This is a genomic window from Burkholderia seminalis DSM 23518, from assembly GCF_902832885.1.
GTDB lineage: Bacteria > Pseudomonadota > Gammaproteobacteria > Burkholderiales > Burkholderiaceae > Burkholderia > Burkholderia seminalis.
The window spans coordinates 1-23,309 of sequence record NZ_CADFDK010000016.1 but is presented as its reverse complement, the minus strand read 5'-3'; the positions used below and the strand labels follow the sequence as shown (position 1 = coordinate 23,309).

Below are 23,309 nucleotides of genomic sequence, written 5' to 3'. Positions count from 1 at the left end.
CGTGCGCTGCCGCGCGGCTAAAGTAGCGACTCCCCACTGACGGAACGGATCGCTCATGTATCTCGGCATCGACCTCGGCACCTCGGAAGTGAAGGTATTGCTGCTGGCCCCCGACGGCACGGTCGTCGGCACGGCCGGCACGCCGTTCACCGTGTCGCGGCCGCATCCGCGTTGGGCGGAACAGCATCCGGACGACTGGTGGCAAGGCACGCTCGCCGCGCTCGCCACGTTGCGCGAGCGGCACCCGCACGCGTTCGCGCAGGTGCGCGGCATCGGCCTGTCGGGGCAGATGCACGGCGCCGTGCTGCTCGGCCGCGACGATCGCGTGCTGCGCCCGGCGATCCTGTGGAACGACATGCGCAGCGCCGACGAATGCGCGCTGCTCACCGAGCGCGCGCCCGATCTCCATGCACTGGCCGGCAATCTCGCGATGCCGGGCTTCACCGCACCGAAACTGCTGTGGGTCGCGAAGCACGAACCCGACGTGTTCGCCGCCACCGCGTGCGTGCTGATGCCGAAGGACTACCTGCGGTTCCGGATGACCGGCGCGAAAGTGTCCGACCCGTCGGACGCGGCCGGCACGCTGTGGCTCGACGTCGCGCGCCGCGACTGGTCCGACGCGTTGCTGGCCGCCTGCGACATGACGCGCGACCAGATGCCGCGCATCGTCGAGGGCAACGCGCCGTCCGGCACGCTGCGCGCGGACGTCGCACGCGCGCTCGGGCTGTCGGAGGCCGTCGTGGTCGCGGGCGGCGGCGGCGACAACGCGACGAGCGCGCTCGGCATCGGCGCGATCCACGCGGGCGACGGCTTCGTGTCGCTCGGCACGTCGGGCGTGCTGAGCGTGGTCGGCGACCGTTTCATGCCGAACCCCGCGTCCGCCGTCCATGCGTTCTGCCATGCGATTCCCGATCGCTGGCAATTGATGAGCGTCGTGCTGTCGGCCGCGAGCTGCCTGCGCTGGGTCTGCAAGCTGACGGGCACCGACGAGCCCGCGCTGCTCGCCGAAGTCGAAGCGCTCGACGCCGACGCGCTCGCGACGGCGCCGCTGTTCCTGCCCTACCTGTCCGGCGAACGCACGCCGCACAACGACCCGTATGCGCAGGGCGTGTTCTTCGGCATGACGCATGCGACCGAGCGCGCGCATCTCGGCTACGCGGTGCTCGAAGGCGTGACGCTCGGCCTCGCCGACGGCCTCGACGCATTGCATGCGGCCGGCGTCGAAACCGACCAGCTGTCGCTGATCGGCGGCGGCGCGCGCAGCGCGTTCTGGGCGCAATTGCTCGCCGACGCGCTGAACGTGCGCACGCGCCAGATCGGCGGCGGCGAAACGGGCGCGGCGCTCGGTGCGGCGCGGCTCGGCTGGCTGGCCGTCGGCGGCGATCCGCACACGGTGCTGACCAAGCCGCCGGTGCGTGCCGAATACGCGCCGGACACCGCCCGCCATGCACGGCTGCGCGAACGCCTCGACGCATTCCGCTCGCTGTACCGTCACGTGCAACCGCTGTACGAACCGTCGCGCACGCGGCTCGCATAGGCGCGACCGCGGGGCAGCGCACGACATGCGTTACAGTGGACGCCGTCGTGCGGCCTGTCGGCCGGCCCGCGGGGCGGCCCCCTGATCCAAACCGAATCGCTATCGTGTCCAAGTCCTCAGAAAAACTCGATCTCGCCACCCGTGCCGCGTGGCTCTACTACGTCGCGGGCGACACGCAGAACGAAATCGCCGAGAAGCTGCAGGTCTCGCGCCCGGTCGCGCAGCGCCTCGTCGCGTTCGCGGTCGAGAAGAACCTGATCCGCGTGCGCGTCGATCACCGGCTCGCCGACTGCCTCGATCTCGGCGCGCAGCTGTCGAAACGCTACGGCCTCGCGATGTGCGAAGTCGTGCCCGTCGATGCCGATGCGCCCGACGCGATCGACCGCAAGCTCGCGGTCGCCGGCGCGCAGGTAATGGAGCGCTACCTGAACGAAACGCGGCCGATGGTGATCGCGGTCAGCAGCGGCCGCACGCTGAAGGCGGCGGTCGCGCAGATCGCGCAGATCGACCGCCCGCAGCACCGGCTCGTGTCGATGGTGGGCGCGATCGCGGCCGACGGTTCGTCGAACCGCTACGACGTCGCGCAGTACATCTCCGAGAAAACCGGCAGCAAGCATTTCCTGCTGCCCGCGCCGCTGTTCGCCGACAGCGACGCCGAGCGCGCGCAGTGGTGCAATCACCGGCTGTACCGGATCGTCGAGGCGCTGTCGGGCCAGGCCGACGTCGCGTTCGTCGGGATCGGCAACATCGGGCCGCACTGCCCGCTCTACGAAGACGGCTTCATCACCGAACAGGAACGCGACGAGATGACCGCGCTCGGCGCGGTGGCCGAGCTGCTCGGCGTGCCGATCGACGCGCAGGGTACGCAGATCACGGTGTCGACCAGCGCGCGCGTGACGAGCGTCGCGCTCGCGACGCCGCCGAAGCTGCCGACGATCGCGTTCGCCGGCGGCCCGAAGAAACATGACGCGGTGATCGCCGCGCTGCGCGGCGGCTGGCTGTCGGGGCTCGTCACCGACGAAACCTGCGCGCGCGCCGCGCTCGCCGCGAAGGCAGCCTGACGCCGCCGGTGCCGCCCGCTCAGGCCGCGCGCGGCGCCGGGAACGCGTGCCGGCGCGCGCGCCACGCGCCGATCCACGCGGCCGCCAGCAGCGCGACGAGCGCCCACGGAATCGCGCCGGCGCCCGTCGCGCCGAGCAGCATCCCGCCCGCGATGCCGCCGCCGGCGATCGCGAGGTTCCACACCGTCACGAGCATCGACTGCGCGACGTCGGCCGATTCCCCCGCCGCGTTCGCGGCGGCCGTCTGGAACAGCGTCGGCGCGCCGCCGAACGCGAGCCCCCACAGCGCGACGCCCGCATAGACGATCGCCATCCCGGACCCGGCGCCGAGCATCAGCGCCGCGAGCGCGAACAGCGCGATGCTGGCGAGCGTCAGCCGTCGTTGCGCGGCGCCGATCCATGCGCCCGTCAGCGCGATGCCCGCCAGCGACGCGAGGCCGAACACGAACAGCACCACATCGACCTGCGTGCCCATCCGCACCCCTGCCAGGAACGGCGCGACATACGTGTACAGCATGTTGTGCGCGAGCACGTACGCGAACATCACGGTCAGCACCGGCCGCACGCCGGGCAGCATCATCACGCCAAGCACGGGCTCGCGCGCGCCGGCGGGCTGCCCCGCGTAATCGGGCACGCGCAGGCGGATCCAGCCGATCAACGCGAGCGCCGCCAGCGTGATCAGCGCGAACGCGACGCGCCAGCCGAGCGCCGCGCCCAGCGCGGTACCGGCCGGAATGCCGACCGACATCGCGACCGGCGCGCCGAGCATCGCCACCGCGATCGCACGGCCGCGCAGCGACGCATCGACCATCCGGCTCGCGTAGCCGGCCAGCAGCGCCCACAGCAGCCCCGCCGCCATGCCGGCGACGAAGCGCGCCACGAGCGTGAGCGCGTAGTACGGCGACACGGCCGTCAGCGCGTTCGACACGACGAAGCCGGCGAGCGCCGCGAGCAGCAGGCGGCGCCGGCGCATCGCGCGCGTCGCGGCGACAAGCGGGATCGCCGCGACGATCGAGCCGAGCGCATACACGGTCACGAGCTGGCCGATCAGCGCCTCGGGCACGCGCAGGTCGGCGCTCATCAACGGCAGCAGGCCGGCCGGCAGCGCTTCGGTGAGGATCGTGATGAAGGCGGCGGTGGCGAGCGCCAGCAGGTTCGCGACCGGCAGGCGCTCGGCCGCCTGCACCGGGCGGCCGGCAACGCGGCTGTCCATCGACGGGCAATCGCTCATGACGCGCCCCCGGTTTCGACGCGACGGGCTGTGACAGGCAGGAATGACATGGCGTGACCTCGAACGGTGAAGGAACGCCCATCGTAGGGAGCCGGCGCGGGAAGAAAAACCGGGGTAGAGTTCCGGACAATCCGGACATCGATGTCCGCAATCGGGAACCGGCATGGAAAATCTGGGCGGCTTCGTCGTGTTCGTTCAGGTCGCGGAAACGCGCAGCTTCGTCGCGGCCGGCCGCGCGCTCGGGCTGTCGGCATCGGCGATCGGCAAGCGCATCGCGCGGCTCGAGGCGCGCCTGAACGTGCGGCTCTTTCACCGCAGCACGCGCAGCATCACGCTGACGGCCGAAGGCGCGCGTTTTCTCGAACGGTGCCGGCGCGTGATCGCCGAGCTCGACGCGGCCGAACAGGAACTGACGCACAGTGCCGAAGCGCCGCGCGGGCGGCTGCGCGTGAGCCTGCCGACGATCGGCACGCTGCTGCTGCCGGTGCTCGCCGATTTCATGGCCGCGTATCCGGAGATCGAGCTCGACATCGATTTCAGCGACCGGCTCGTCGACGTCGTCGACGAAGGATTCGACGCGGTGCTGCGCACCGGCCAGCCGTCGGACTCGCGGCTGTCGTCGCGGCTGCTCGGCCATTTCCGCCAGCACCTCGTCGCGTCGCCCGCCTATCTCGACCGGCACGGCACGCCACGCACGCCGGCCGATCTCGCGCGTCACCGCTGCCTGCACTACCGCTTCCCGAGCAGCGGCCGGCTCCAGACCTGGCCGCTGCGCGTGCCGCGTCACGGCCCGCCGCCCGAGGTGCCGGTCACGATGGTCAGCAACAGCGCGGAAGCGCGCCTGTGCTTCGTGCTGCGCGGGCGCGGCATCGCGTGCCTGCCGGAGTTCTTCGTGCACGACGCGCTGGCCGACGGCACGCTGCGCACGGTGCTCGACGAGCACGTCGCGAGCCGCACGCCGTTCCATGTGCTGTGGCCGTCGGGCCGGCACCCGACGCCGAAGCTGCGCGCGTTCGTCGACTACCTGGCCGACCACCTGCGCATCTGAGCGGCGCGGTCGCCGGTCGTCACGCGGCCTTCGCGTGCGCGCTCAGCCGGCGGAACGCGTGGCCTTGCTCGTCGAACAGGTGGCAGTGCTCGGCCTGCGCATGCACGCGCAGCGCCTCGCCGGTGCGGTACGTGTCGAGCGGCGGAATCCGCGCGATCAGTCCGTCCGGCGCGGCGGCCGACTCCGCATACAGATAGGCGGCATCGCCGAGCGACTCGACCGCCATCGTCCGCGCGGCCACCCCGTCCGCGGCGGCGTCGACCAGCAGGTGCTCGGGCCGCACGCCGACGGTCACCGCGGCGCCGCGCTGCAGCGCGCTCGCGTCCACCGCCACGCGCTGCGTCTCGCCGCTGTCGAAGCGCACGAGCACGCCGCCCGCGTCGGCCGATTCGACCGTGCCCTTCAGGAAGTTCATCTTCGGCGAGCCGATGAAGCCCGCGACGAACTGGTTCGCCGGCGCGTGATACAACGTGTTCGGCGTGCCGACCTGCTGCACCGCGCCGCCCGACAGCACGACGATCTTGTCCGCGAGCGTCATCGCCTCGACCTGGTCGTGCGTCACGTAGATCATCGTCGTCTTCAGCTCGTCGTGCAGCCGCGCGAATTCCAGCCGCATCTTCACGCGCAAGGCGGCGTCGAGGTTCGACAGCGGTTCGTCGAACAGGAACACCTTGGGCTTGCGCGTGATCGCGCGGCCGATCGCGACGCGCTGCCGCTGGCCGCCCGACAGCTGCTTCGGCTTGCGGTCGAGCAGGTGATCGATGTGCAGGATCTTCGCGGCCTGCTTCACGGCCTGGTCGATCTCGGGCTTCTTCGCGCCCGCGAGCTTCAGGCCGAACGCCATGTTGTCGTACAGCGTCATGTGCGGGTACAGCGCATACGACTGGAACACCATCGCGATGCCGCGCTTCGCGCTCGGCACGTCGTTGACCTTCGCGCCGTCGATCAGCAGGTCGCCGTTCGAAATATCCTCGAGGCCCGCGATCATCCGCATCAGCGTGGATTTGCCGCAGCCGCTCGGCCCGACGAACACGACGAATTCGCCGTCGGCGATGTCGAGGTTGACGTTGCGCAGCACTTCGGTGTCGTCGTAGCGCTTCGCGATGTTGCGCAGGAGCACGCTTGCCATGATCTGTCTCCGTTCGTTCGTGATGCGCCGCCTCGCCGGCGGCGCGCAATCGTTGCTAGTTCGGCAGCACCGCGCCCGTCGCCTGCCAGCGCGCGACGTAGCCGGGCAACTCGTGCATGTCGTCGAATACGTGACGCGCGCCGATCCCGCGCAGCGCGTCGATCTGGGCCGCCGACGCGTGCCCGCCGCCGACGAAGCCGAGCACGGTCATGCCGGCCGCGGCCGCCGCGGTGATGCCCGTCACGCTGTCCTCGACCACGAGGCAGTGCGCGGGCGCCGCGCCGAGCGAGTGCGCGGCCGCGAGGTACACGTCGGGCGCGGGCTTGGGCCGCGCGACGGCATCCGCGCAGAACAGCCGGTCGCCGAAGAAGCGCGCGAGGCCCGTGCGCGCGAGCGCCGCCTCGACGTATGCGCGGTAGCTGTTGCTCGCGCAGGCCGTCGTCAACGGGATCGCGGCCAGCGCGGTGTCGATGCCGTCGACCATCGGCGCATTGACGGCCGCCGCCTCGACCGCGCGGCGGATCGCGTCGACGTCGGCGGCCGACAGCGTGCGGCCGACGGCCTCGCCGGCACCGGCCAGCACGCGCTCGATGCGCAGCCCGAGCAGCGGCATCACGGCCGGCCGCGCGTCGACGCCCGGCCAGCGCGCATCGAGTTCGCGCACGATCACGTCGGCGGCCACGGCCTCGCTGTCGATCAGCACGCCGTCGCAATCGCAGATCAGGACGTTCGCGGCGTGGCCGGCAGCCCCTTCGCCGGCCGCGCTCATTTGACCGCCCCGAACGTGAGCCCGCGCACGAGCTGCTTCTGCGACAGCCAGCCGACGATCAGGATCGGCGCGACCGCGAGCAGGGAAGCGGCGGACAGCTTCGCCCAGAACAACCCTTCGGGGCTCGAGTACGACGCGATGAACACCGTCAGCGGCGCGGCGTTCGAACTCGACAGGTTGATGCTCCAGAACGCCTCGTTCCACGACAGGATCACGAGCAGCAGCGCGGTGGACGCGAGCCCCGGCAGCGCCATCGGCATCAGCAGGTAGACGATCTCCTGCCACGTCGACGCGCCGTCGATGCGCCCGGCCTCCAGGATGTCCTTCGGGATTTCGTTGAAGTACGTGAAGGTCATCCACACCGCGATCGGCAGGTTGATCAGCGTGTAGACGATCACGAGCCCCGATACCGTATCGAGCAGCCCCGCGTTCTTCCACAGCAGATAGATCGGCACGAGCACGCCGACCGACGGCATCATCTTCGTCGACAGCATCCACAGCAGCACCTTCTGCGTGCGATGGTTCGGAAAGAACGCCATCGCGTAGGCGGCCGGCACCGCGAACAGCAGCGAGATCACCGTGACGCCGGCCGAGATCAGCACCGAATTCCACGCGAACGCGAAGTAGTTGCTGCGCGCGAACACCTCGCGGAAGCTGTCGAGCGTCGGCATGAAGAACAGCGTCGACGCGTAGGCCTGCTGCTCGGTCTTGAACGCGGTGATCGCCATCCAGAAGATCGGGAAGAACAGCAGCAGCGCGATCAGCCACGCGAGCGTGCCGGGCAACGCGCGCCGCACGAGGTCGAACACGGCCGGCCCGCGCCGGCCTTCGAAGGTCAGGTCGCTCATTTCTCGTACTCTCCCTTCAGGTTGCGCGCGAGCATCCGCACGAGGAAGAACGACACGACGTTCGCGACCACCACGGCGATGATGCCGCCCGCGGACGCGAGGCCGACGTCGAACTGCTGCAGGCCCAGCGCGTAGATCAGGTAGGACAGGTTGGTCGTCGCGTCGCCCGGGCCGCCGCCCGTCGTCGTATAGATTTCCGCGAAGATCGACAGCAGGAAGATCGTCTCCATCATCACGACCACGGCGATCGCACGCTTCAGGTGCGGCAGCGTGATGTAGAAGAACATCGCGATCGGGCCCGCGCCGTCGATGCGCGCGGCTTCCTTCTGCTCCTGGTCGAGCGACTGGATCGCGGTGAACAGGATCAGGAACGCGAACGGCAGCCACTGCCACGCGACGATGATGATCACCGCGGTGAGCGGGTAGTCGGCGAACCAGTCGATCGGCGTCATCCCGAGCGCGCGCATCGCGTTCGCGACGAGCCCGTACACCGGGTGCAGGATCATGTTCTTCCAGATCAGCGCGGAGACCGTCGGCATCACGAAGAACGGCGCGATCGCGAGCAGCCGCGCGACGCCCTGCCCGTAGAACTTGCGGTCGAACAGCACGGCCATCAGCACGCCGCCGACCACCGTGATCGCGAGCACCGCGCCGATCAGCACGAGCGTGTGCCAGATCGCGGGCAGGAACGACGGATCGGTCGCGAGGAAGCGGTAGTTGTCGAACCCGGCGAAACCTTTCACGTCCGGATTCAGCAGGTTGTAGCGCGAGAACGAATACCAGATCGTCATCGCGAGCGGAATCGACATCCACAGCAGCAGCACCGCGACGGACGGCGACACGAGCCAGCTCGCGCCGCCGCGCGCGCGGCGCGGCGCGCCCGGCGGCGACGACGCGTCGCCGACCGACGGCGCGTGGGCGTGACTCAGGGGAAGACGCAGGTGACGCATGATCGGAGTCCCTCCGGTTGATGCGCGGGCGCGAACGGCCTGCCCGCCTTTCGGCTTCGCCGGCCCGCGGTGTGCAACGGCGCACGCCGCGGGCCGCGTGACTGCCGGCGCGTTACTTCTTGTAGCCGGCCTGCCGCACCGCGCGGTCGGCGGCGGCCTGCCCGGCGGCGAGCGCCTGGTCGACCGTCATCTGGCCCGCGACCGCGCCCGCGATCGACTGGCCGACCACCGTGCCGAACGACTGGAATTCAGGAATCCCGACGTACTGCACGCCCGTGTACGGCACCTTCTTCAGCGACGGATCGTTCGGGTCGGCCGTCTCGATCGCCTTCAGCACGAAGTCGGAGAACGGCGCGGCGGCCTTGTACTCGGGGCGCTGGTACGTCGACGCGCGCGTGCCCGGCGGCACCGATGCCCAGCCTTCGTCCTTGCCGACCATCTCGATGTACTGCTTCGACGTCGCCCACGCGATGAACTTGCGCGCGGCGTCCTGCTGCTTCGACGTCTTCGGCACGGCCAGCGCCCATGCCCACAGCCAGTGCGAACCCTTCGGCGTGGCGGCCACCGGCGCGGCCGCGAAACCGATCTTGTCGGCCACCTGCGACTGCTGCTTGTTGTAGAGCATGCCGGCCGCGACCGTCGCGTCGATCCACATCGCGCACTTGCCCGAGGCGGTCAGCGTCAGGTTCTCGTTGAAGCCGTTCGAGCTCGCTCCCGGCGGGCCGTCCTTCTTCAGCAGGTTCACGTAGAACGAGATCGCCTTCTTCCATTCGGGCGACGTGAGCTGCGCGTTCCAGTTCTCGTCGAACCAGCGCCCGCCGAACGTGTTCACCACCGTCGACACGTACGCCATGTTCTCGCCCCAGCCGGCCTTGCCGCGCAGGCAGATCCCGTAGGTGCCCTTCGCCTTGTCGGTGAGCTTGTCCGCGAATTCGGCGATCTGGTCGTAGGTCGGCTGGTCGGGCATCTTCAGCCCCTTCGCCGCGAACAGGTCCTTGCGGTAGAACGTCATCGAGCTTTCGACATAGAACGGCAGCGCGTAGAGCTGGCCGTTGTACGACAGGCTGTCGCGCGCGGTCTTCACGATGTCGTTCAGGTCGTAGTCCGCGGGCAGCCCGGTGATCGGCGCGAGCCAGCCGCGCTTGCCCCACTGCGGCGTCTCGTAGGTGCCGATCGCCATCACGTCGAACTGGCCGCTGCCGGTCGTGATGTCGGTCGTCGCGCGCTGGCGCAGCACGTTCTCCTCGAGGATCACCCAGTTCAGCTTGATGTCGGGGTTCGCCTTCTCGAACGCCGGCGACAGCTTCTTCAGCTCGATCATGTCGGGGTTGTTCAGCGTCGCGATCGTCAGCGTGCCGGCGGACGCGGCGCAGGCCGCCGTCGCGAGCGCGGCTCCGGCAAGGCAGCGTGCGGCGGCGTCGAGCATCTTTCGTTGCATGGCATGTCTCCTGTGTTTGTTCGAAGTGTCGTCGGTGTTGCGTGTTGCGTCGTTTCCTTCGCGGCCCGTCATGCCGGCCGCTGCATCCCGCACGCGCGCGCATAGTGCGCGATCACGTCGCGTATCCGGTGGCGCACCCAGGCGCGCGGCTCCTGCGCGAGGCCGCCCGCGCGGCACGCCGCGTAGACGTCCGGCAGCCACTGCGCGACGAGCGTCTCCGGCACCGGCTGCCGCGCGAGGTTGCCGAACAGCTGCTCGACCGCGGCCGCGACGGCCGGCTGCAGCCAGTAGTAGCGGATCCGGTCGCTGTAGCTGAACTGGCGCGCGAGCCGCTGCTCGGCCTCGTCGCCGCGGTAGTACGGCGCCCAGTGCTCGGGCTGCGCGCGCATCGCGGCGTCGACGACCTCCCGCAGCCGCGAGCGCTGCGCGACGTCGTCGATCAGCGCCTCCTCGATGAACGTCAGCGCGAACAGCGCCTCGCGCAGCGCGAACGTCAGCGCCGGGCCGACCTTCAGCACCGCGAAGTGGTCGCGCACGAGCGCGGCGAGCGCGCCTTCGGTCTGGTAATCGGTCGAGTGCGCCTCGAACACGAGGCGCGGTGTCTGCAGGATACTCGCGCCGAGCGACGCCGCCTTCGCGCTGTCGTAGTCGAGCACGTGGCGATCGTCGAAGTCGACGCCCGGCTGCGCGACGACCGCGACCACGCGTGTCCATGCGTCGTCGAGGCCGGCCGCCGCGAACGCGCGGCGGTGCGCGTCGAGCGTCGCCGCGACGCTGTCGCTGCGCGTGACCGAGATCCGCGCGATCGCCGCATCGTCCGCTTCGTTCGCGCCGCCGCTCACTTCGCCGCCCGGCGTCGGCACCTCGGTGCCGATCACGTAGACGGGCGCGAGACCGGCACGCGCCGCCGCGTCTTCCGCCGCGCGGCACAGCTCGGCCGCGCGCGCGGCGATCGTGCGATCGTCGAGCCGCACCGGATCGTCCGCGCACGCCATGCTCGCGTCGAGGTGGATCTTCTCGAAGCCGGCTTCGACATACGCGGCGACCATCGCGACCGCCTCGCGCATCGCGTCGGCCGCGCGGCGGTGCCGCCACGGGTTCGGGCCGAGATGGTCGCCGCCGAGCACGAGCGCCGACGGCGCGAGCCCGCAACGCGCGGCGATCGCATCGACGTCGCGGCGAAAATCGGCGGGCGTCATGCCCGTATAGCCGCCGAGATGGTTCACCTGGTTGCAGGTCGCCTCGATCAGGAGCGGCGAGCCGTCCGCGCGCGCGGCTTCGCACGCGGCCTCCAGCACGAGCCGGTGCGCGCTGCAGATCGAATAGATGCCGCGCTGCGCGTCGGCGCGGTTCGCGTCGAAGATCATCCGCAGCACCGCGTCCGCGTGCGCGGTGCGCGGACGGTCGGCAAGGGTCGTCAGGCCGGACATGCGATACCTCGTTCGGTCAGGAAACGGTCGATCTCGGCCGCATCGCTGTTGCCCTCCATCGGGCCGCGCCGCGTCACCGCGATCGCGCCGGCCGCGTTCGCGCGGCGCAACGCGGCATCGATCGGCACGCCCGCGACGAGGCTCGCGACGAGCGTGCCGCCGAAGCAGTCACCGGCACCGGTCGGGTCGACTTCGTCGACCGGAAAGGCCGGCGCGTCGACGCGGTTCGCGCGATCGAACGCGACGCTGCCTTGCGCGCCGCGCCTCAGCACGACGCGCTCGAGCAACGGGTGCGTCGCGAGCAGGCCCGCGATCGCGCGCTCGGCCGGTTGCGGCCCGCAGAAGAACGGCAGGTCGGCCTCGCTCGGCAGGAACAGGTGGCACGCGGCGAGCATCTCGTCGAGCGCCGCGCGCATCGGGCGAAAGCTCAGCATCTCGGGGCGCACGTTCGGATCGAACGACACCTTCGCGCCGGCGCGCGCGGCCTCGATCACGCCGCGCTGCACGGCCGCGATCGCCGATTCGCTCGTCAGCGACGAGCCCATCACGTGGAAGTAACGGCAGCCGTCGAACATCGCGGCATCGACGTCGGACGCATCGACGCACGCGGCCGCGCTGGTGGACAGCGTGAAGACGAAGCTGCGCGAGCCGTCGTCGCGGTACGCGACGAACGCGGTGCCGGTCGGGCGCGCGACGCGGCGGATGCGCGCAACCTCGACGCCGTCGCGTTCGAGCCGCGCGACGATCGCGTCGCCGAACGCGTCGCGGCCGACGCAGCCCGCATACGCGACGCGCGCGCCGAGCCGCGCGGCCTGGTCGGCGAAGATCGCCGGCGCGCCGCTCGGGAACGGCCCCGCGAACAGGCCCGGCGTATCGAAACCCTGGCCGCGCTCGGCGGCGACGAATTCGGCGAGCAGTTCGCCGGCCACGACGATCTCGGCCATCAGGCGTGCCCTCCTCGTCCGACCGCGGCCGCGTCGTCGCGGGCCGGCCGGCAGGTTGCGCGTGCGAGCGACATCACGTCAGCTCATCCAGTTGCCGCCGTCGACGTTCAGCGTCTGGGCGGTGACGTAATCGGCGTCGGCCGACGCGAGGAACAGCGCGGCGCCCGTCAGGTCGCCCGGCACGCCCATGCGGCCGAGCGGCACGGCTTCGCCGACGAGCCGCTTCTTCTCGCCGAGCGGCCGGTTCTCGTAGCGCGCGAACAGCGCATCGACCTGCTCCCACATCGGCGTGTCCACCACGCCCGGCGCAATCCCGTTCACGTTGATCCGGTGCGGCGCGAGCGCGAGCGCGGCCGACTGCGTATAGCTGATCACCGCGGCCTTGGTCGCGCAGTAGTGCGAAACGAGTGCCTCGCCGCGACGGCCGGCCTGCGACGACATGTTGACGATCTTGCCGCCGCGGCCCTGCTCGACCATTCGCTGCGCGACGGCCTGCATCAGGAAGAACAGCCCCTTCACGTTGACCGAGAACAACCGGTCGAACACGTCCCACGATTCGTCGAGGAGCGGCCGCATGTCGAACAGCGCCGCATTGTTGAACAGGATGTCGACGCCGCCGAAGCGCTCGACCGCCGTGGCGACGATCCGCTCGATGTCGTCGCGGCGCGTGACGTCCGCGGTGACGGCCACCGCGCGGCCGGGGTTCGCCTCGATCAACCGCGCGAGCGAGCCGCCGGCGGGCTTCAGATCGACCAGCACGCAGCGCGCGCCCTCGTCCAGATAGCGTTGCGCGACCGCCTCGCCGATGCCGCTTGCGGCGCCCGTCAGGATCGCGACCTTGTCTTCCAGTCTCACTGGCTGTCTCCGGTTTGTTCTGCTGTACGACGGTCGCGAGGTGAGCGAACGCTCGCAAACCGATCAATTGCTCTGTTTGTGATCGAATGATCGGATACGCGATTCATGCTGTCAAGGCGACGCGACGGCTTTCTATGACGCGCTGCGGCACAACCGCGCTCGACGGCGGCCCGTCGCGCACGCCCGGCAAGGCGCCGCGCACGCGGTGCGGCGCAGTGGGATCGACGGTGAAGGGGACGGAGCGAGGCAGGAAACGGGGAATTCACGCTGCACGGCGCGACGATACGTTATATCATCGCGATACTGTGTTTCATCGCCCTGCTTTACGCCATGGCTACCTCATCGTCCATTGACGCCCGGCTGTCCCGGGCCGACGCATTCGCCGCCGAGCACGGGCTCGCGTGGACGCCGCTGCGCCGCCAGGTCTACGAGCGCGTGCTGGCCGCGCAGCGCCCGATCGGCGCGTACGACCTGCTCGCCGAACTCGAACCGCAACGCGGCCGCGTGCCGCCGACGACCGTCTATCGCGCGCTGGATTTCCTCGTCGAGCACGGCTTCATCCACCGGATCGAATCGAAGAACGCGTTCTTCGCATGCTGCGAGATCGGCGTGCCGCACGAAGGCCAGTTCCTGATCTGCGATTCGTGCGGCGACACCGTCGAGATTCCCGGCGGCGACCTCGCGAAGCAGTTGTCCGCGAGCGAACCCGCGCACGGTTTCGAAGTTCACCACCAGGTCGTCGAGCTGAGCGGCCTGTGCGGACACTGCAAGCGCAAGCCCGCGCAGCGCTGACGCCGAATCGCGCGGCGCACGCGCCGCCCTTCCAACGAGGAGTTCCATGTCCATTGCCCTGAAGCGCCGCACGCCGCGGCGTGCCCTGTCGCCTGTTCGCCGCGTCGCCGCCGCGTTCGCCACGTTCGCCGCGCTGTCGCTCGCGGCGCCCGCGTTCGCGCAGGCCGCGACCGTCAACGTCGTCGCCGCCGAGAATTTCTACGGCGACGTCGCGACGCAGATCGGCGGCAGCCGCGTCGCGGTCACGAGCATCCTCAGCAATCCCGACCAGGATCCACACCTGTTCGAAGCGAGCCCGAAGACGGCTCGCGCGCTGCAGCACGCACAGGTCGTGATCTACAACGGCGCCGACTACGACCCGTGGATGGCCAAGCTGCTCGGTGCGTCGAAACAGGCGAAGCGCGCGACGATCGTCGTCGCCGACCTCGTCGGCAAGAAGGCCGGCGACAACCCGCACCTGTGGTACGACCCGGCGACGATGCCCGCCGCCGCGCGCGCGATCGCCGCCGAGCTCGGCCGTGCCGATCCGGCGCACAAGGCCGAATACGATGCGAACCTGCAGAAGTTCGTCGCGTCGTTGAAGCCCGTCGACGACCAGGTCGCCGCGCTGCGCGCGAAGTACAAGGGCGTGCCCGTGACGGCCACCGAGCCGGTATTCGGCTACATGTCCGACGCGATCGGTCTCGACATGCGCAACCAGCGGTTCCAGCTCGCGACGATGAACGACACCGAGGCCAGCGCGCAGGACGTCGCCGCGTTCGAGAACGACCTGCGCAAGAAGCAGGTGCGCGTGCTGATCTACAACAGCCAGGCCGAAGAACCGATGACCAGGCGCATGCTGAAGATCGCGCGCGACGGCGGCGTGCCGACCGTCAGCGTCACCGAGACGCAGCCGGCCGGCAAGACCTTCCAGCAATGGATGGCCGGCCAGCTCGACGCGCTCGGCGCCGCGCTTTCCGCCGGCAAGCCATAAACGACCGTAACGACATGACCGCCACTCCCCATGCACTCGCCGTCGATCGCGTCACGCTCGAACTGGGCGGACGCACGATCCTGCGCGACGTCAGCTTCTCGATCGAGCCCGGCGAATTCGTCGGCGTGCTCGGGCCGAACGGCGCGGGCAAGACGACGCTGATGCGCGCGGTGCTCGGGCTCGTGCCCGTGTCGGCCGGCACGCTGTCCGTCGGCGGCGTGCCGGTCGTGCGCGGCAATCCGTCGATCGGCTACATGCCGCAGATCAGGAGCGGCCTCGCGAACCGCCGGATGCGCGGCTACGACTTCGTCGCGATGGCCGCCGACGGCCACCGCTGGGGGCTGCCGCACACGAACGCGGCCACGCGCCGCGACGTCGACCGCGTGCTCGATCTCGTCGGCGGCCCGACGCTCGCGCGCCGGCCGCTGTCCGAGCTGTCGGGCGGCGAACGGCAGCGCCTGCTGCTCGCGCAATGCCTGCTCGGCAATCCGAAGCTGCTGCTGCTCGACGAGCCGCTGATCAGCCTCGACCCGAACCACCAGCGCGGCGTCGTCGAGCTCGTGCGCACCGTGCAGCGCGAGCTCGGCATCACCGTGCTGTTCTCCGCGCACGAACTGAATCCGCTGCTGAACGCGCTCGATCGCGTGCTGTATCTCGGCAACGGCGTCGCGGCGCTCGGCACCGTCGACGAGGTGATCACGAAGCCCGTGCTGTCGCGGCTCTACGGGTCGCCGATCGACGTGATGCGCGTGAACGGCAAGATCTTCGTGATGTCGGGCGACGTCGAGATCGAGAAGCACGACCACGAACACGAGGACGACGACGGCCACTCGCACGGCGGCGGCCACGGCCATCACCACCACGGACACGCCCATCCCGGGCATTCGCACGATGTTTGACTACGACTTCATGATCAACGCCTTCGCGGCGTCGGGGATCGTCGCGGTGCTCGCGGGCATCGTCGGCTACTTCCTGGTGCTGCGCGGGCAGACCTTCGCCGGCCACGCGCTGTCGCACGTCGGCTTCACCGGCGCGACCGGCGCGGTGCTGCTCGGCATCTCGCCGATCTGGGGAATGGTCGGCTTCACGCTCGCGGCCGGGATCGGGATGGGCGCGCTCGGCGAAAAGCTCGCGGGCCGCGACGTCGCGATCGGCGTGATCCTGTCGGGCGCGCTCGGCTTCGGCCTGCTGTTCCTGCATTTCTATACGTCGTTCGCGACGCAGGTCACCGCGCTGCTGTTCGGCAACGTGCTCGCGGTCAGCCACGACACGCTCGCGGTGCTCGCGGGCATCGGCGCGGTGAGCCTCGCCGCGCTCGCGCTGATCGCGCGCCCGCTGCTGTTCGCGTCGCTGCAGCCCGAGCTGGCCGAAGCGAAGGGCGTGTCGCTGCGCACGGTGTCGATGCTGTTCCTCGCGGTGTGCGCGCTCGCGGTGGCCGCGGCGACGCAGATCGTCGGCGTGCTGCTCGTGTTCACGCTGCTGGTCGGGCCGGCCGCGGCCGCGCAGAACGTGTCGACGCGCTTGTCGACGGGCGTGCTGCTCGCCGCGCTGTTCGCACTGTTCGAGGCGTGGGCCGGCATCGTGCTCGCGTATCACACCGACTGGCCGACGAGCTTCTGGATCACCGCGCTGTCGGCGCTCGTGTACGGCGCGAGCCTGTTGCGGCGCAACTGACCGCCGCCCGACGCAAAGTCAAAACGCCGGCGTGCCCGAAGGCAGCGCCGGCGTTTTTTATTGCCCGCGAATTCGTGCGGCGCGCCCCGTGCGCGACCGGCTTCCCTCTCCGCTCACCCAACCAGCACACGCGCATGATGCGCAATGTGATCGGCGATGAACGTCGAGATGAAGTAGTAGCCGTGGTCGTAGCCCGGATGACGACGCAGCGTCAGCGGCTGGCCGGCCTTCGCGCAGGCGGCCTCGAACACGTCGGGATTCAGCTGGTTCGCGAGGAATTGATCGGCCAGCCCCTGGTCGACGAGGATGCCTTCCGCGAACTTCGGCGCATCGGCGCGCGCGACGAGCTCGCTCGCATCGTGCGCCTTCCAGGCGTCGCGATCGTCGCCGAGGTAGCCCGAGAACGCCTTTTCGCCCCACGGGCAGCGCGTCGGCGCGGCGATCGGCGCGAACGCCGACACCGACCGGTACAGGCCCGGATGGCGCAATGCGAGCGTCAGCGCGCCGTGCCCGCCCATCGAGTGGCCGAAGATCCCGAGCCGCGCGCCGTCGATCGGCAGCTCGGCCGCGACGAGCGCGCGCAGCTCGCCCGTCACGTACGACTCCATCCGGTAATGCGCGGACCACGGCGCCTCGGTCGCATCGACGTAGAAGCCCGCGCCGACGCCGAAATCCCACGCATCGGTCTCGCCCGGCACGCCCGCGCCGCGCGGGCTCGTATCGGGCATCACGAGCGCGATGCCGTGCTGCGCCGCGTACTGCTGCGCGCCGCCCTTGATCGCGAACGTCTCGTCGGTACACGTGAGGCCCGCGAGGTAGAACAGCGCCGGCACGCGGCCGTGCGCCGCCTGCGGCGGCAGGTACACCGAGAACTTCATCGGCAGGCCGATGGCCGCCGAATCGTGACGGTAGAAGCGCTGCTCGCCGCCGTGGCACGCATGCGAGGAAACGAGTTCGAGCATGACGGTGCGCTCCCGCTCAGTACAGCACGACCGAACGGATCGACTCGCCGGCCTTCATCAGGTCGAAGCCTTCGTTGATCCGCTCGAGCGGCAGCGTATGCGTGATCAGGTCGTCGATGTTGATCTTGCCTTCCATGTACCAGTCGACGATCTTCGGCACGTCGGTGCGGCCGCGCGCGCCGCCGAACGCCGAGCCCTTCCACTCGCGGCCCGTCACCAGCTGGAACGGACGCGTGCTGATTTCCTCGCCCGCCGCGGCCACGCCGATGATGAACGACTGGCCCCAGCCCTTGTGCGTGCACTCGAGCGCCTGGCGCATCAGCTTCACGTTGCCCACGCATTCGAACGAGTAGTCGGCGCCGCCGTCGGTCAACTGCACGATGTGGTCGACGACGTTCTCGACTTCGTTCGGGTTGATGAAGTGCGTCATCCCGAACTTCTTCGCGAGCGCCACGCGCTTCGGGTTGATGTCGACGCCGATGATCTTGTCCGCGCCGACCATCTTCGCGCCCTGGATCACGTTCAGGCCGATCCCGCCGAGACCGAACACGACGACGTTCGCCCCCGCCTCGACCTTCGCCGAGTACACGACCGCGCCGACGCCCGTCGTCACGCCGCAGCCGATGTAGCAGATCTTGTCGAACGGCGCGTCCTCGCGCACCTTCGCCACCGCGATTTCCGGCACGACGATGTAGTTCGAGAACGTCGACGTCCCCATGTAGTGGAACAGCGGCTTGCCGTCGAGCGAGAAACGCGACGTCGCGTCGGGCATCAGGCCCTTGCCCTGCGTCGCGCGGATCTTCTGGCACAGGTTGGTCTTGCGCGACAGGCAGAACTTGCACTCGCGGCATTCGGGCGTATAGAGCGGAATCACGTGATCGCCCTTGCGCACGGTGCCGACGCCGGGGCCGACGTCGACCACCACGCCCGCGCCTTCATGGCCGAGGATCGCCGGGAAGATCCCTTCCGGATCGGCGCCCGACAGCGTGTAGTAGTCGGTGTGGCAGATGCCGGTGGCCTTCACCTCGATCAGCACTTCGCCGGCGCGCGGCCCTTCGAGATCGACTTCCTCGATCGTCAGCGGCGCACCCGCCTTCCATGCAATCGCGGCTTTCGTTTTCATCGTGTCACTCCTGTCTGTCTGTGAGGTCGGCCCGGGTGCGCGCTGCGGCGCCCGCCGGGTTCCATGCAAAGCTGTCGAAGCCGTGCCGCGCGGCATCGTGCGCGGCACCGCAACGGAATCCCGTGCTCGCCATGATCGCCGCTCCCGGCACGCACCGCGTGCGGGAAACGGTCGTCGGCTTGCCACGATGCGTCATGGCTGACGCAAAAGAACAAGTGTTCGAGTTTAAACGCCCGTCGTGAACCATGCATCCGTGCGCGCGTACAGATCGATGAAGCGCGCGTGACGCGCGGCCAGCGAGCGGTCCTCGCGCGGCGCGGCGACGGGCGACGCGGCGGGCGCCAGCGCGCGCAACGCGTCTTCCCGCCAGTGCCCGATCGCGACGCCCGCGAGCAGCGCCGCACCGCGCGTCGCGGCATTCGGGCAGTCGATCGCGTGCAGCGACGCGCCGAGCGCGTCGGCGAGCAGCTGGCGCCAGCGCGGATCGACCGAGCCGCCGCCCGCGAGACGCAGCGTCGTCACCGGGTCGCGGCGGTCGGCATCGCGGATCGCATCGAGCCCCGCACGCAACGCGAACGCGACGCCTTCGAACGCCGCGCGCATCATCGCACCGCGCGTGTCGCCGAGCCCGAGGCCGAGCCAGCCGCCGCGCGCGTCGGGGTTCATCCACGGCGAACGCTCCCCCGTCAGGTACGGCAGGAAGCACAGCCGTTCGGACGCCGGCCGCGCGAACGCATCGTCATACGCGTCGGCCCATCCCGCATAACCCAGCCAGCCGCGAACGGCTTCGAGCGCGAGCCCGACGTTCTGCATCGCGGCCATCGTGTAGTAGCCGCCGCCGGCCGCGGTGCGATAGCGGTGCAGCCCGCGCCGCGCGGGCGGCAGCGTATCCGCGAGCACGACGATCTGGCCGCCGCTGCCGGTCGTCAGCAGCGCGTCGCCCGCGGCAACCAATCCGCTGCCGAGCGCCGCGCACGCCGTGTCGGCCGCGCCCGTCGCCAGCGGCACGCCGGCGGGCAGGCCGAGCGCCGCGGCGGCCTGCGCGCCGAGCGTGCCGCCGCGCGCGGTCGACGCGCGCACCGGCGCGAGGCAGTCGGCCGGCAAGCCGAGCGCCTCGATCAATGCCCGATCCCACGCGCCATCGGGCGTCGCGAGCGCGGTCGCGCACGCGTCGCTCGGGTCGGCCGCGACGTCGCCGCCCAGCGCGATGCGCAGCCAGTCCTTCGGCTGCACGGCCCGACGGGCGGCGCGCAGCGCATCGGGTTCGTGCGCGGCCAGCCAGCGCAGCAGCGGGCCGGCCATGCCGGGCGCGACGGGGTTCGGGGCGACGGGCAATCCGGCGACGGGCACTCCGGCGACGGGCCAGCCGGCCGCGTCCGCTTCGCGCGCCGCGCGCGTGTCGGGCCACAGCAGCGCGGGCCGCACCGGTTGTCCGGCCGCGTCGATCAGCACGACGCCGTGCATCTGGCCCGAGAAGCCGATCGCCGCGACCTGCGCACGCTCGCCGGCCGGCAGCCGCGCGGCCGCGCGCACGAGCGCCTGCCACCACGTATCGGGCGCGATCTCGGCCCAGCCGGGCTGCGGCGACGACAGCGCATAAGGTTCGCTCGCGACTGCCCGCTCGACGCCATCTGCATCGAGCGTGACAAGTTTGATGGAGCCGGTGCCGAGGTCGATTCCGAGCAGGCGCATGACGGGTAGGCGAATTCGAATGAACGGATGTCGATGATAACGGGATCGCGATGTGCGCCCCGGCTTTTGCCGCCACGCCGGCGCGCCGGACATGCGGCCGGCCGACCGGTTTCACCGGGCCGCAACCCGCACGCAAAAGCGGGCGTTAGCGGGTTAACCCGGCACGAATTTGCATCGGTCCTTTTTGCCACTATGCGGCCCGCCCGATACAGACCATAAAGCAGCGCATATTTGGCACGGGGGTCAGCGCTATTTTGAAGGGCTATAAAACCGGGGAACCTCACTCCTGCGGCAGTTTCCCGATGATCGACACCCTGCTCCATGCCGAAACGGCATATCGAACCAGCAAAGAACGGAATAGTACCCAGCGCTCTTGTTGCGTGGATTCATTCCGCATAACTTCGTATCACCCCGAAAACAAGATCATGGAGTGAGACAGATGCAATCGAACACGGTCCATCCGTGCGATGAGGTGCTGCCGACCGGCAAGCTGGTAACGCTTGGCCTGCAGCACGTCCTCGTCATGTACGCCGGCGCCGTTGCCGTGCCGCTTATCGTTGGCGCCGCACTCAAGCTGCCGAAAGACCAGATCGCGTTCCTGATCAGCGCCGACCTGTTTTCGTGCGGTATCGCCACGCTGATCCAGACGCTGGGCCTGTGGATCTTCGGGATCCGCCTGCCCGTCATCATGGGCTGCACGTTCGCGGCGGTCGGCCCGATGATCGCGATCGGCACGAACCCCGGCCTCGGCATTCTCGACATCTTCGGTTCGACGATCGCGGCCGGCATCATCGGCATCGTGCTCGCGCCGATGATCGGCAAGCTGTTGCGGTTCTTCCCGCCGGTGGTCGTCGGCACCGTGATCGCGGTGATCGGGCTGTCGCTGATGGAAGTCGGCATCAACTGGGCGGCCGGCGGCGTCGGCAACCCGGAGTACGGCAGCCCGGTCTATCTCGGCCTGTCGCTGCTCGTGTTGACGCTGATCCTGCTGATCAACAAGTACGGCCGCGGCTTCGTCGCGAACATCTCGGTGCTGCTCGGCATCGTCGCCGGCTTCGCGATCGCGTTCGCGATCGGCCGCGTGAATACCGACGGCGTCGCACACGCGCCGTGGGTCGGCTTCGTGATGCCGTTCCACTTCGGCCTGCCGCACTTCGACCCGCTGTCGATCGTGACGATGGTCACGGTGATGTTCGTCACGTTCATCGAATCGACCGGCATGTTCCTCGCGGTCGGCGACATGGTCGACCGCCCGGTCAACCAGGAGCGCCTGGTGCGCGGCCTGCGCGTCGACGGCCTCGGCACGCTGATCGGCGGCATCTTCAACTCGTTCCCGCATACGTCGTTCTCGCAGAACGTCGGCCTGATCGGCGTGACGGGCGTGAAGAGCCGGTTCGTGTGTGCGACGGGCGGCGTGATCCTCGTGCTGCTCGGCCTGTTCCCGAAGATGGCGCAGGTCGTCGCGTCGGTGCCGCCGTTCGTGCTCGGCGGCGCGGGCATCGTGATGTTCGGGATGGTGGCCGCGAACGGCATCAAGGTACTGTCCAAGGTCGACTTCGTGAACAACGCGCACAACCTGTTCATCGTCGCCGTGAGCGTCGGCATGGGCCTCGTGCCGGTCGTGTCGCCGCACTTCTTCTCGAAGCTGCCGCCCGCGCTCGCGCCGATCCTGCACAGCGGCATCCTGCTGGCGTCGGCATCGGCCGTGATCCTGAACATCGTGTTCAACGGCGTGAAAGGCGAGAAGGATGCGCGCTGCGAGATCCGCCGCGCCGGACACGACTTCGACGGACGTCCCGCCGACGTGCACCACTGATCGCCCCGCGCCGGACGACGGCGCGACGCGATAACGCAAGACGCCACGGCATGCCGTGGCGTTTTGCTTGTTCCCGGCTGGGCCCACGCGGCCGTGGCGCCGTGGACGCCACGTACGCGCCCCCGCGAGGCGCCGCGCGTCAGCCTCCGTGCAACGCCAGCGCCCGCATGATGTTTCGCGCGCAGGCCTCCGGCGTGGCCGTGCTGGTATCGACGCTCACATCGCAGGTCATGCCCGCATGCACCCTGTCGTACTGCCAGCGCGCGAGCCCCGCGAGACGATCGCCCCGTCGCCGCTCCCGTTCCTCGAGCACCTCCAGCGGACAGTGGACGCCGACCAGGCTGACCGTAAACGGCGCCAGCAAACGGGCGTACTCGGCCTTCTCGTCGCCCAGCAGCACCTCGTCGACGATCAGATTGTTGCCCTGCTCCGCCAGCGCGACGATCGCGTGGCGCATCCCCTGCATCGCTCGCCGGGCAACCGGCCCGCTGCTGATCGACACCACGTTCCTGCCGTCCTCGACGAACGACGAAAACGTGAATCCGGCCGCGTCGTTCAGATAGCGCGCGGGCAGCATGTCGAGAAACGCATCCATCCGGACGTGCAGGTACGGGCTGGCCAGCAGCGCCTGGAGCGCATGCGCGAGCGACGTCTTGCCTGAACTGCCCGCGCCGTTGAGCAGGATGATCCGGGTCGTTTTCATGCAGCGAGTGTACCTGCGCGTGTTGAACGACGCCGGACGGGTGGGCGGAACGCCGATGCGATTGCCGGCACGTCGGCGCGGACACAAAAAAGAAAACGCCACGGATTGTGGCCCGTGGCGTTCTCGTTTCCGCATACAGCCGGTTCCAGGGACAGGCGCGGCTGGCCGCCCCTGCCCTTCGTTGCACTTACCCGTTCGTCGCGGCCGCCGACGCAGCGGCCGGAGCAGCCGCCTTGTCGTAGTCGACCGGCGCATCCGGCGCGCGCGGCGTTTCGCCTGCGTGCTGGATCCAGCCGCCGCCCAACGCGCGGTACAGGTCGACCAGGTTCGTCCA

At 69.8% G+C, this 23,309-nt stretch carries 21 protein-coding genes; 8 read left to right on the top strand and 13 right to left on the bottom strand.

Annotated features, from left to right (window positions below):
- The first annotated feature begins 55 nt into the window (after nucleotides 1-55).
- Both xylB and HWX00_RS31490 read left to right on the top strand, forming a co-directional pair.
- Entirely contained in the window at nucleotides 56-1,537 is a 1,482-nt protein-coding gene (gene xylB, locus HWX00_RS31495) for a xylulokinase (RefSeq protein ID WP_175028950.1), read from the top strand.
- A gap of 47 nt (nucleotides 1,538-1,584) precedes the next feature.
- On the top strand, nucleotides 1,585-2,598 hold the full coding sequence (locus tag HWX00_RS31490) for a sugar-binding transcriptional regulator (RefSeq protein ID WP_175028952.1): 1,014 nt from the start codon (nucleotides 1,585-1,587) through the stop codon (nucleotides 2,596-2,598).
- Between the two features lie 19 nt (nucleotides 2,599-2,617).
- Here the strand turns inward: HWX00_RS31490 and HWX00_RS31485 are convergent, their stop codons facing one another.
- On the bottom strand, nucleotides 2,618-3,829 hold the full coding sequence (locus HWX00_RS31485) for an MFS transporter (RefSeq protein ID WP_175868174.1): 1,212 nt from the start codon (nucleotides 3,827-3,829) through the stop codon (nucleotides 2,618-2,620).
- A 163-nt stretch (nucleotides 3,830-3,992) separates the two neighbouring features.
- On the opposite strand from HWX00_RS31485, the gene HWX00_RS31480 reads away from it, so the two are divergent.
- A complete protein-coding gene (locus HWX00_RS31480) occupies nucleotides 3,993-4,877 on the top strand; it encodes a LysR family transcriptional regulator (RefSeq protein ID WP_034190530.1) in 885 nt (294 codons plus the stop codon).
- A 19-nt stretch (nucleotides 4,878-4,896) separates the two neighbouring features.
- Here the strand turns inward: HWX00_RS31480 and HWX00_RS31475 are convergent, their stop codons facing one another.
- The 8 genes from HWX00_RS31475 to HWX00_RS31440 all read right to left on the bottom strand — a co-directional run bounded on the left by HWX00_RS31475 (nucleotide 4,897) and on the right by HWX00_RS31440 (nucleotide 13,240).
- A complete protein-coding gene (locus tag HWX00_RS31475) occupies nucleotides 4,897-6,006 on the bottom strand; it encodes an ABC transporter ATP-binding protein (RefSeq protein ID WP_034190529.1) in 1,110 nt (369 codons plus the stop codon).
- 55 nt (nucleotides 6,007-6,061) lie between these two features.
- On the bottom strand, nucleotides 6,062-6,775 hold the full coding sequence (locus HWX00_RS31470) for an HAD family hydrolase (protein WP_059560232.1): 714 nt from the start codon (nucleotides 6,773-6,775) through the stop codon (nucleotides 6,062-6,064).
- Nucleotides 6,772-7,623, bottom strand: a complete 852-nt coding sequence (locus tag HWX00_RS31465; RefSeq protein ID WP_034190527.1) for a carbohydrate ABC transporter permease — start codon at nucleotides 7,621-7,623, stop codon at nucleotides 6,772-6,774. Before HWX00_RS31465 ends, HWX00_RS31470 begins: the two co-directional genes overlap by 4 nt.
- Nucleotides 7,620-8,573, bottom strand: coding sequence for a carbohydrate ABC transporter permease (locus tag HWX00_RS31460; protein ID WP_006496497.1), 954 nt, complete (start codon nucleotides 8,571-8,573; stop codon nucleotides 7,620-7,622). Before HWX00_RS31460 ends, HWX00_RS31465 begins: the two co-directional genes overlap by 4 nt.
- 112 nt (nucleotides 8,574-8,685) lie before the next feature.
- On the bottom strand, nucleotides 8,686-10,011 hold the full coding sequence (locus tag HWX00_RS31455) for an ABC transporter substrate-binding protein (protein ID WP_034190525.1): 1,326 nt from the start codon (nucleotides 10,009-10,011) through the stop codon (nucleotides 8,686-8,688).
- A gap of 68 nt (nucleotides 10,012-10,079) precedes the next feature.
- Nucleotides 10,080-11,441 (bottom strand): D-tagatose-bisphosphate aldolase, class II, non-catalytic subunit, encoded by a 1,362-nt coding sequence (locus HWX00_RS31450; RefSeq protein ID WP_175029258.1) that lies wholly within the window; start codon nucleotides 11,439-11,441, stop codon nucleotides 10,080-10,082.
- Nucleotides 11,429-12,385 carry a sugar kinase gene (locus HWX00_RS31445; RefSeq protein ID WP_175029259.1) on the bottom strand — a complete coding sequence of 319 codons (957 nt, stop codon included), beginning with the start codon at nucleotides 12,383-12,385 and terminating at the stop codon, nucleotides 11,429-11,431. Before HWX00_RS31445 ends, HWX00_RS31450 begins: the two co-directional genes overlap by 13 nt.
- A gap of 78 nt (nucleotides 12,386-12,463) precedes the next feature.
- The gene (locus HWX00_RS31440) at nucleotides 12,464-13,240 is read right to left on the bottom strand and encodes an L-iditol 2-dehydrogenase (RefSeq protein ID WP_034190522.1); all 777 of its coding nucleotides are present in this window, start codon (nucleotides 13,238-13,240) and stop codon (nucleotides 12,464-12,466) included.
- Nucleotides 13,241-13,570: 330 nt separating this feature from the next.
- Between HWX00_RS31440 and HWX00_RS31435 the strand changes: the two genes are divergently transcribed.
- Genes HWX00_RS31435 through HWX00_RS31420 form a run of 4 tightly spaced genes read left to right on the top strand, consistent with a single transcriptional unit; the run spans nucleotide 13,571 to nucleotide 16,679 of the window.
- Nucleotides 13,571-14,032, top strand: a complete 462-nt coding sequence (locus tag HWX00_RS31435; RefSeq protein WP_011546084.1) for a Fur family transcriptional regulator — start codon at nucleotides 13,571-13,573, stop codon at nucleotides 14,030-14,032.
- A 46-nt stretch (nucleotides 14,033-14,078) separates the two neighbouring features.
- Entirely contained in the window at nucleotides 14,079-15,005 is a 927-nt protein-coding gene (locus tag HWX00_RS31430) for a metal ABC transporter solute-binding protein (protein ID WP_175029260.1), read from the top strand.
- A 14-nt stretch (nucleotides 15,006-15,019) separates the two neighbouring features.
- Nucleotides 15,020-15,904, top strand: a complete 885-nt coding sequence (locus HWX00_RS31425; RefSeq protein ID WP_049033512.1) for an ABC transporter ATP-binding protein — start codon at nucleotides 15,020-15,022, stop codon at nucleotides 15,902-15,904.
- A complete protein-coding gene (locus HWX00_RS31420) occupies nucleotides 15,897-16,679 on the top strand; it encodes a metal ABC transporter permease (protein ID WP_034190519.1) in 783 nt (260 codons plus the stop codon). Before HWX00_RS31425 ends, HWX00_RS31420 begins: the two co-directional genes overlap by 8 nt.
- 113 nt (nucleotides 16,680-16,792) lie before the next feature.
- Here the strand turns inward: HWX00_RS31420 and fghA are convergent, their stop codons facing one another.
- The 3 genes from fghA to HWX00_RS31405 form a co-directional block, all read right to left on the bottom strand.
- Nucleotides 16,793-17,641: an S-formylglutathione hydrolase gene (fghA, locus tag HWX00_RS31415; RefSeq protein WP_034190518.1), complete on the bottom strand. Its 849-nt coding sequence runs from the start codon at nucleotides 17,639-17,641 to the stop codon at nucleotides 16,793-16,795.
- Nucleotides 17,642-17,657: 16 nt separating this feature from the next.
- Complete coding sequence (locus HWX00_RS31410; RefSeq protein ID WP_124609875.1) at nucleotides 17,658-18,764, bottom strand: S-(hydroxymethyl)glutathione dehydrogenase/class III alcohol dehydrogenase; 1,107 nt, start codon at nucleotides 18,762-18,764, stop codon at nucleotides 17,658-17,660.
- Between the two features lie 225 nt (nucleotides 18,765-18,989).
- A complete protein-coding gene (locus HWX00_RS31405; protein ID WP_175868173.1) occupies nucleotides 18,990-20,456 on the bottom strand; it encodes a xylulokinase in 1,467 nt (488 codons plus the stop codon).
- Between the two features lie 439 nt (nucleotides 20,457-20,895).
- Here HWX00_RS31405 and HWX00_RS31400 point away from each other — a divergent pair, with 439 nt between their 5' ends.
- Nucleotides 20,896-22,272, top strand: coding sequence for a nucleobase:cation symporter-2 family protein (locus HWX00_RS31400; protein WP_034190516.1), 1,377 nt, complete (start codon nucleotides 20,896-20,898; stop codon nucleotides 22,270-22,272).
- 139 nt (nucleotides 22,273-22,411) lie between these two features.
- On the opposite strand, the gene HWX00_RS31395 is transcribed toward HWX00_RS31400, so the two are convergent.
- Complete coding sequence (locus HWX00_RS31395; protein WP_226194305.1) at nucleotides 22,412-23,110, bottom strand: chloramphenicol phosphotransferase CPT family protein; 699 nt, start codon at nucleotides 23,108-23,110, stop codon at nucleotides 22,412-22,414.
- Between the last annotated feature and the right edge of the window lie 199 nt (nucleotides 23,111-23,309).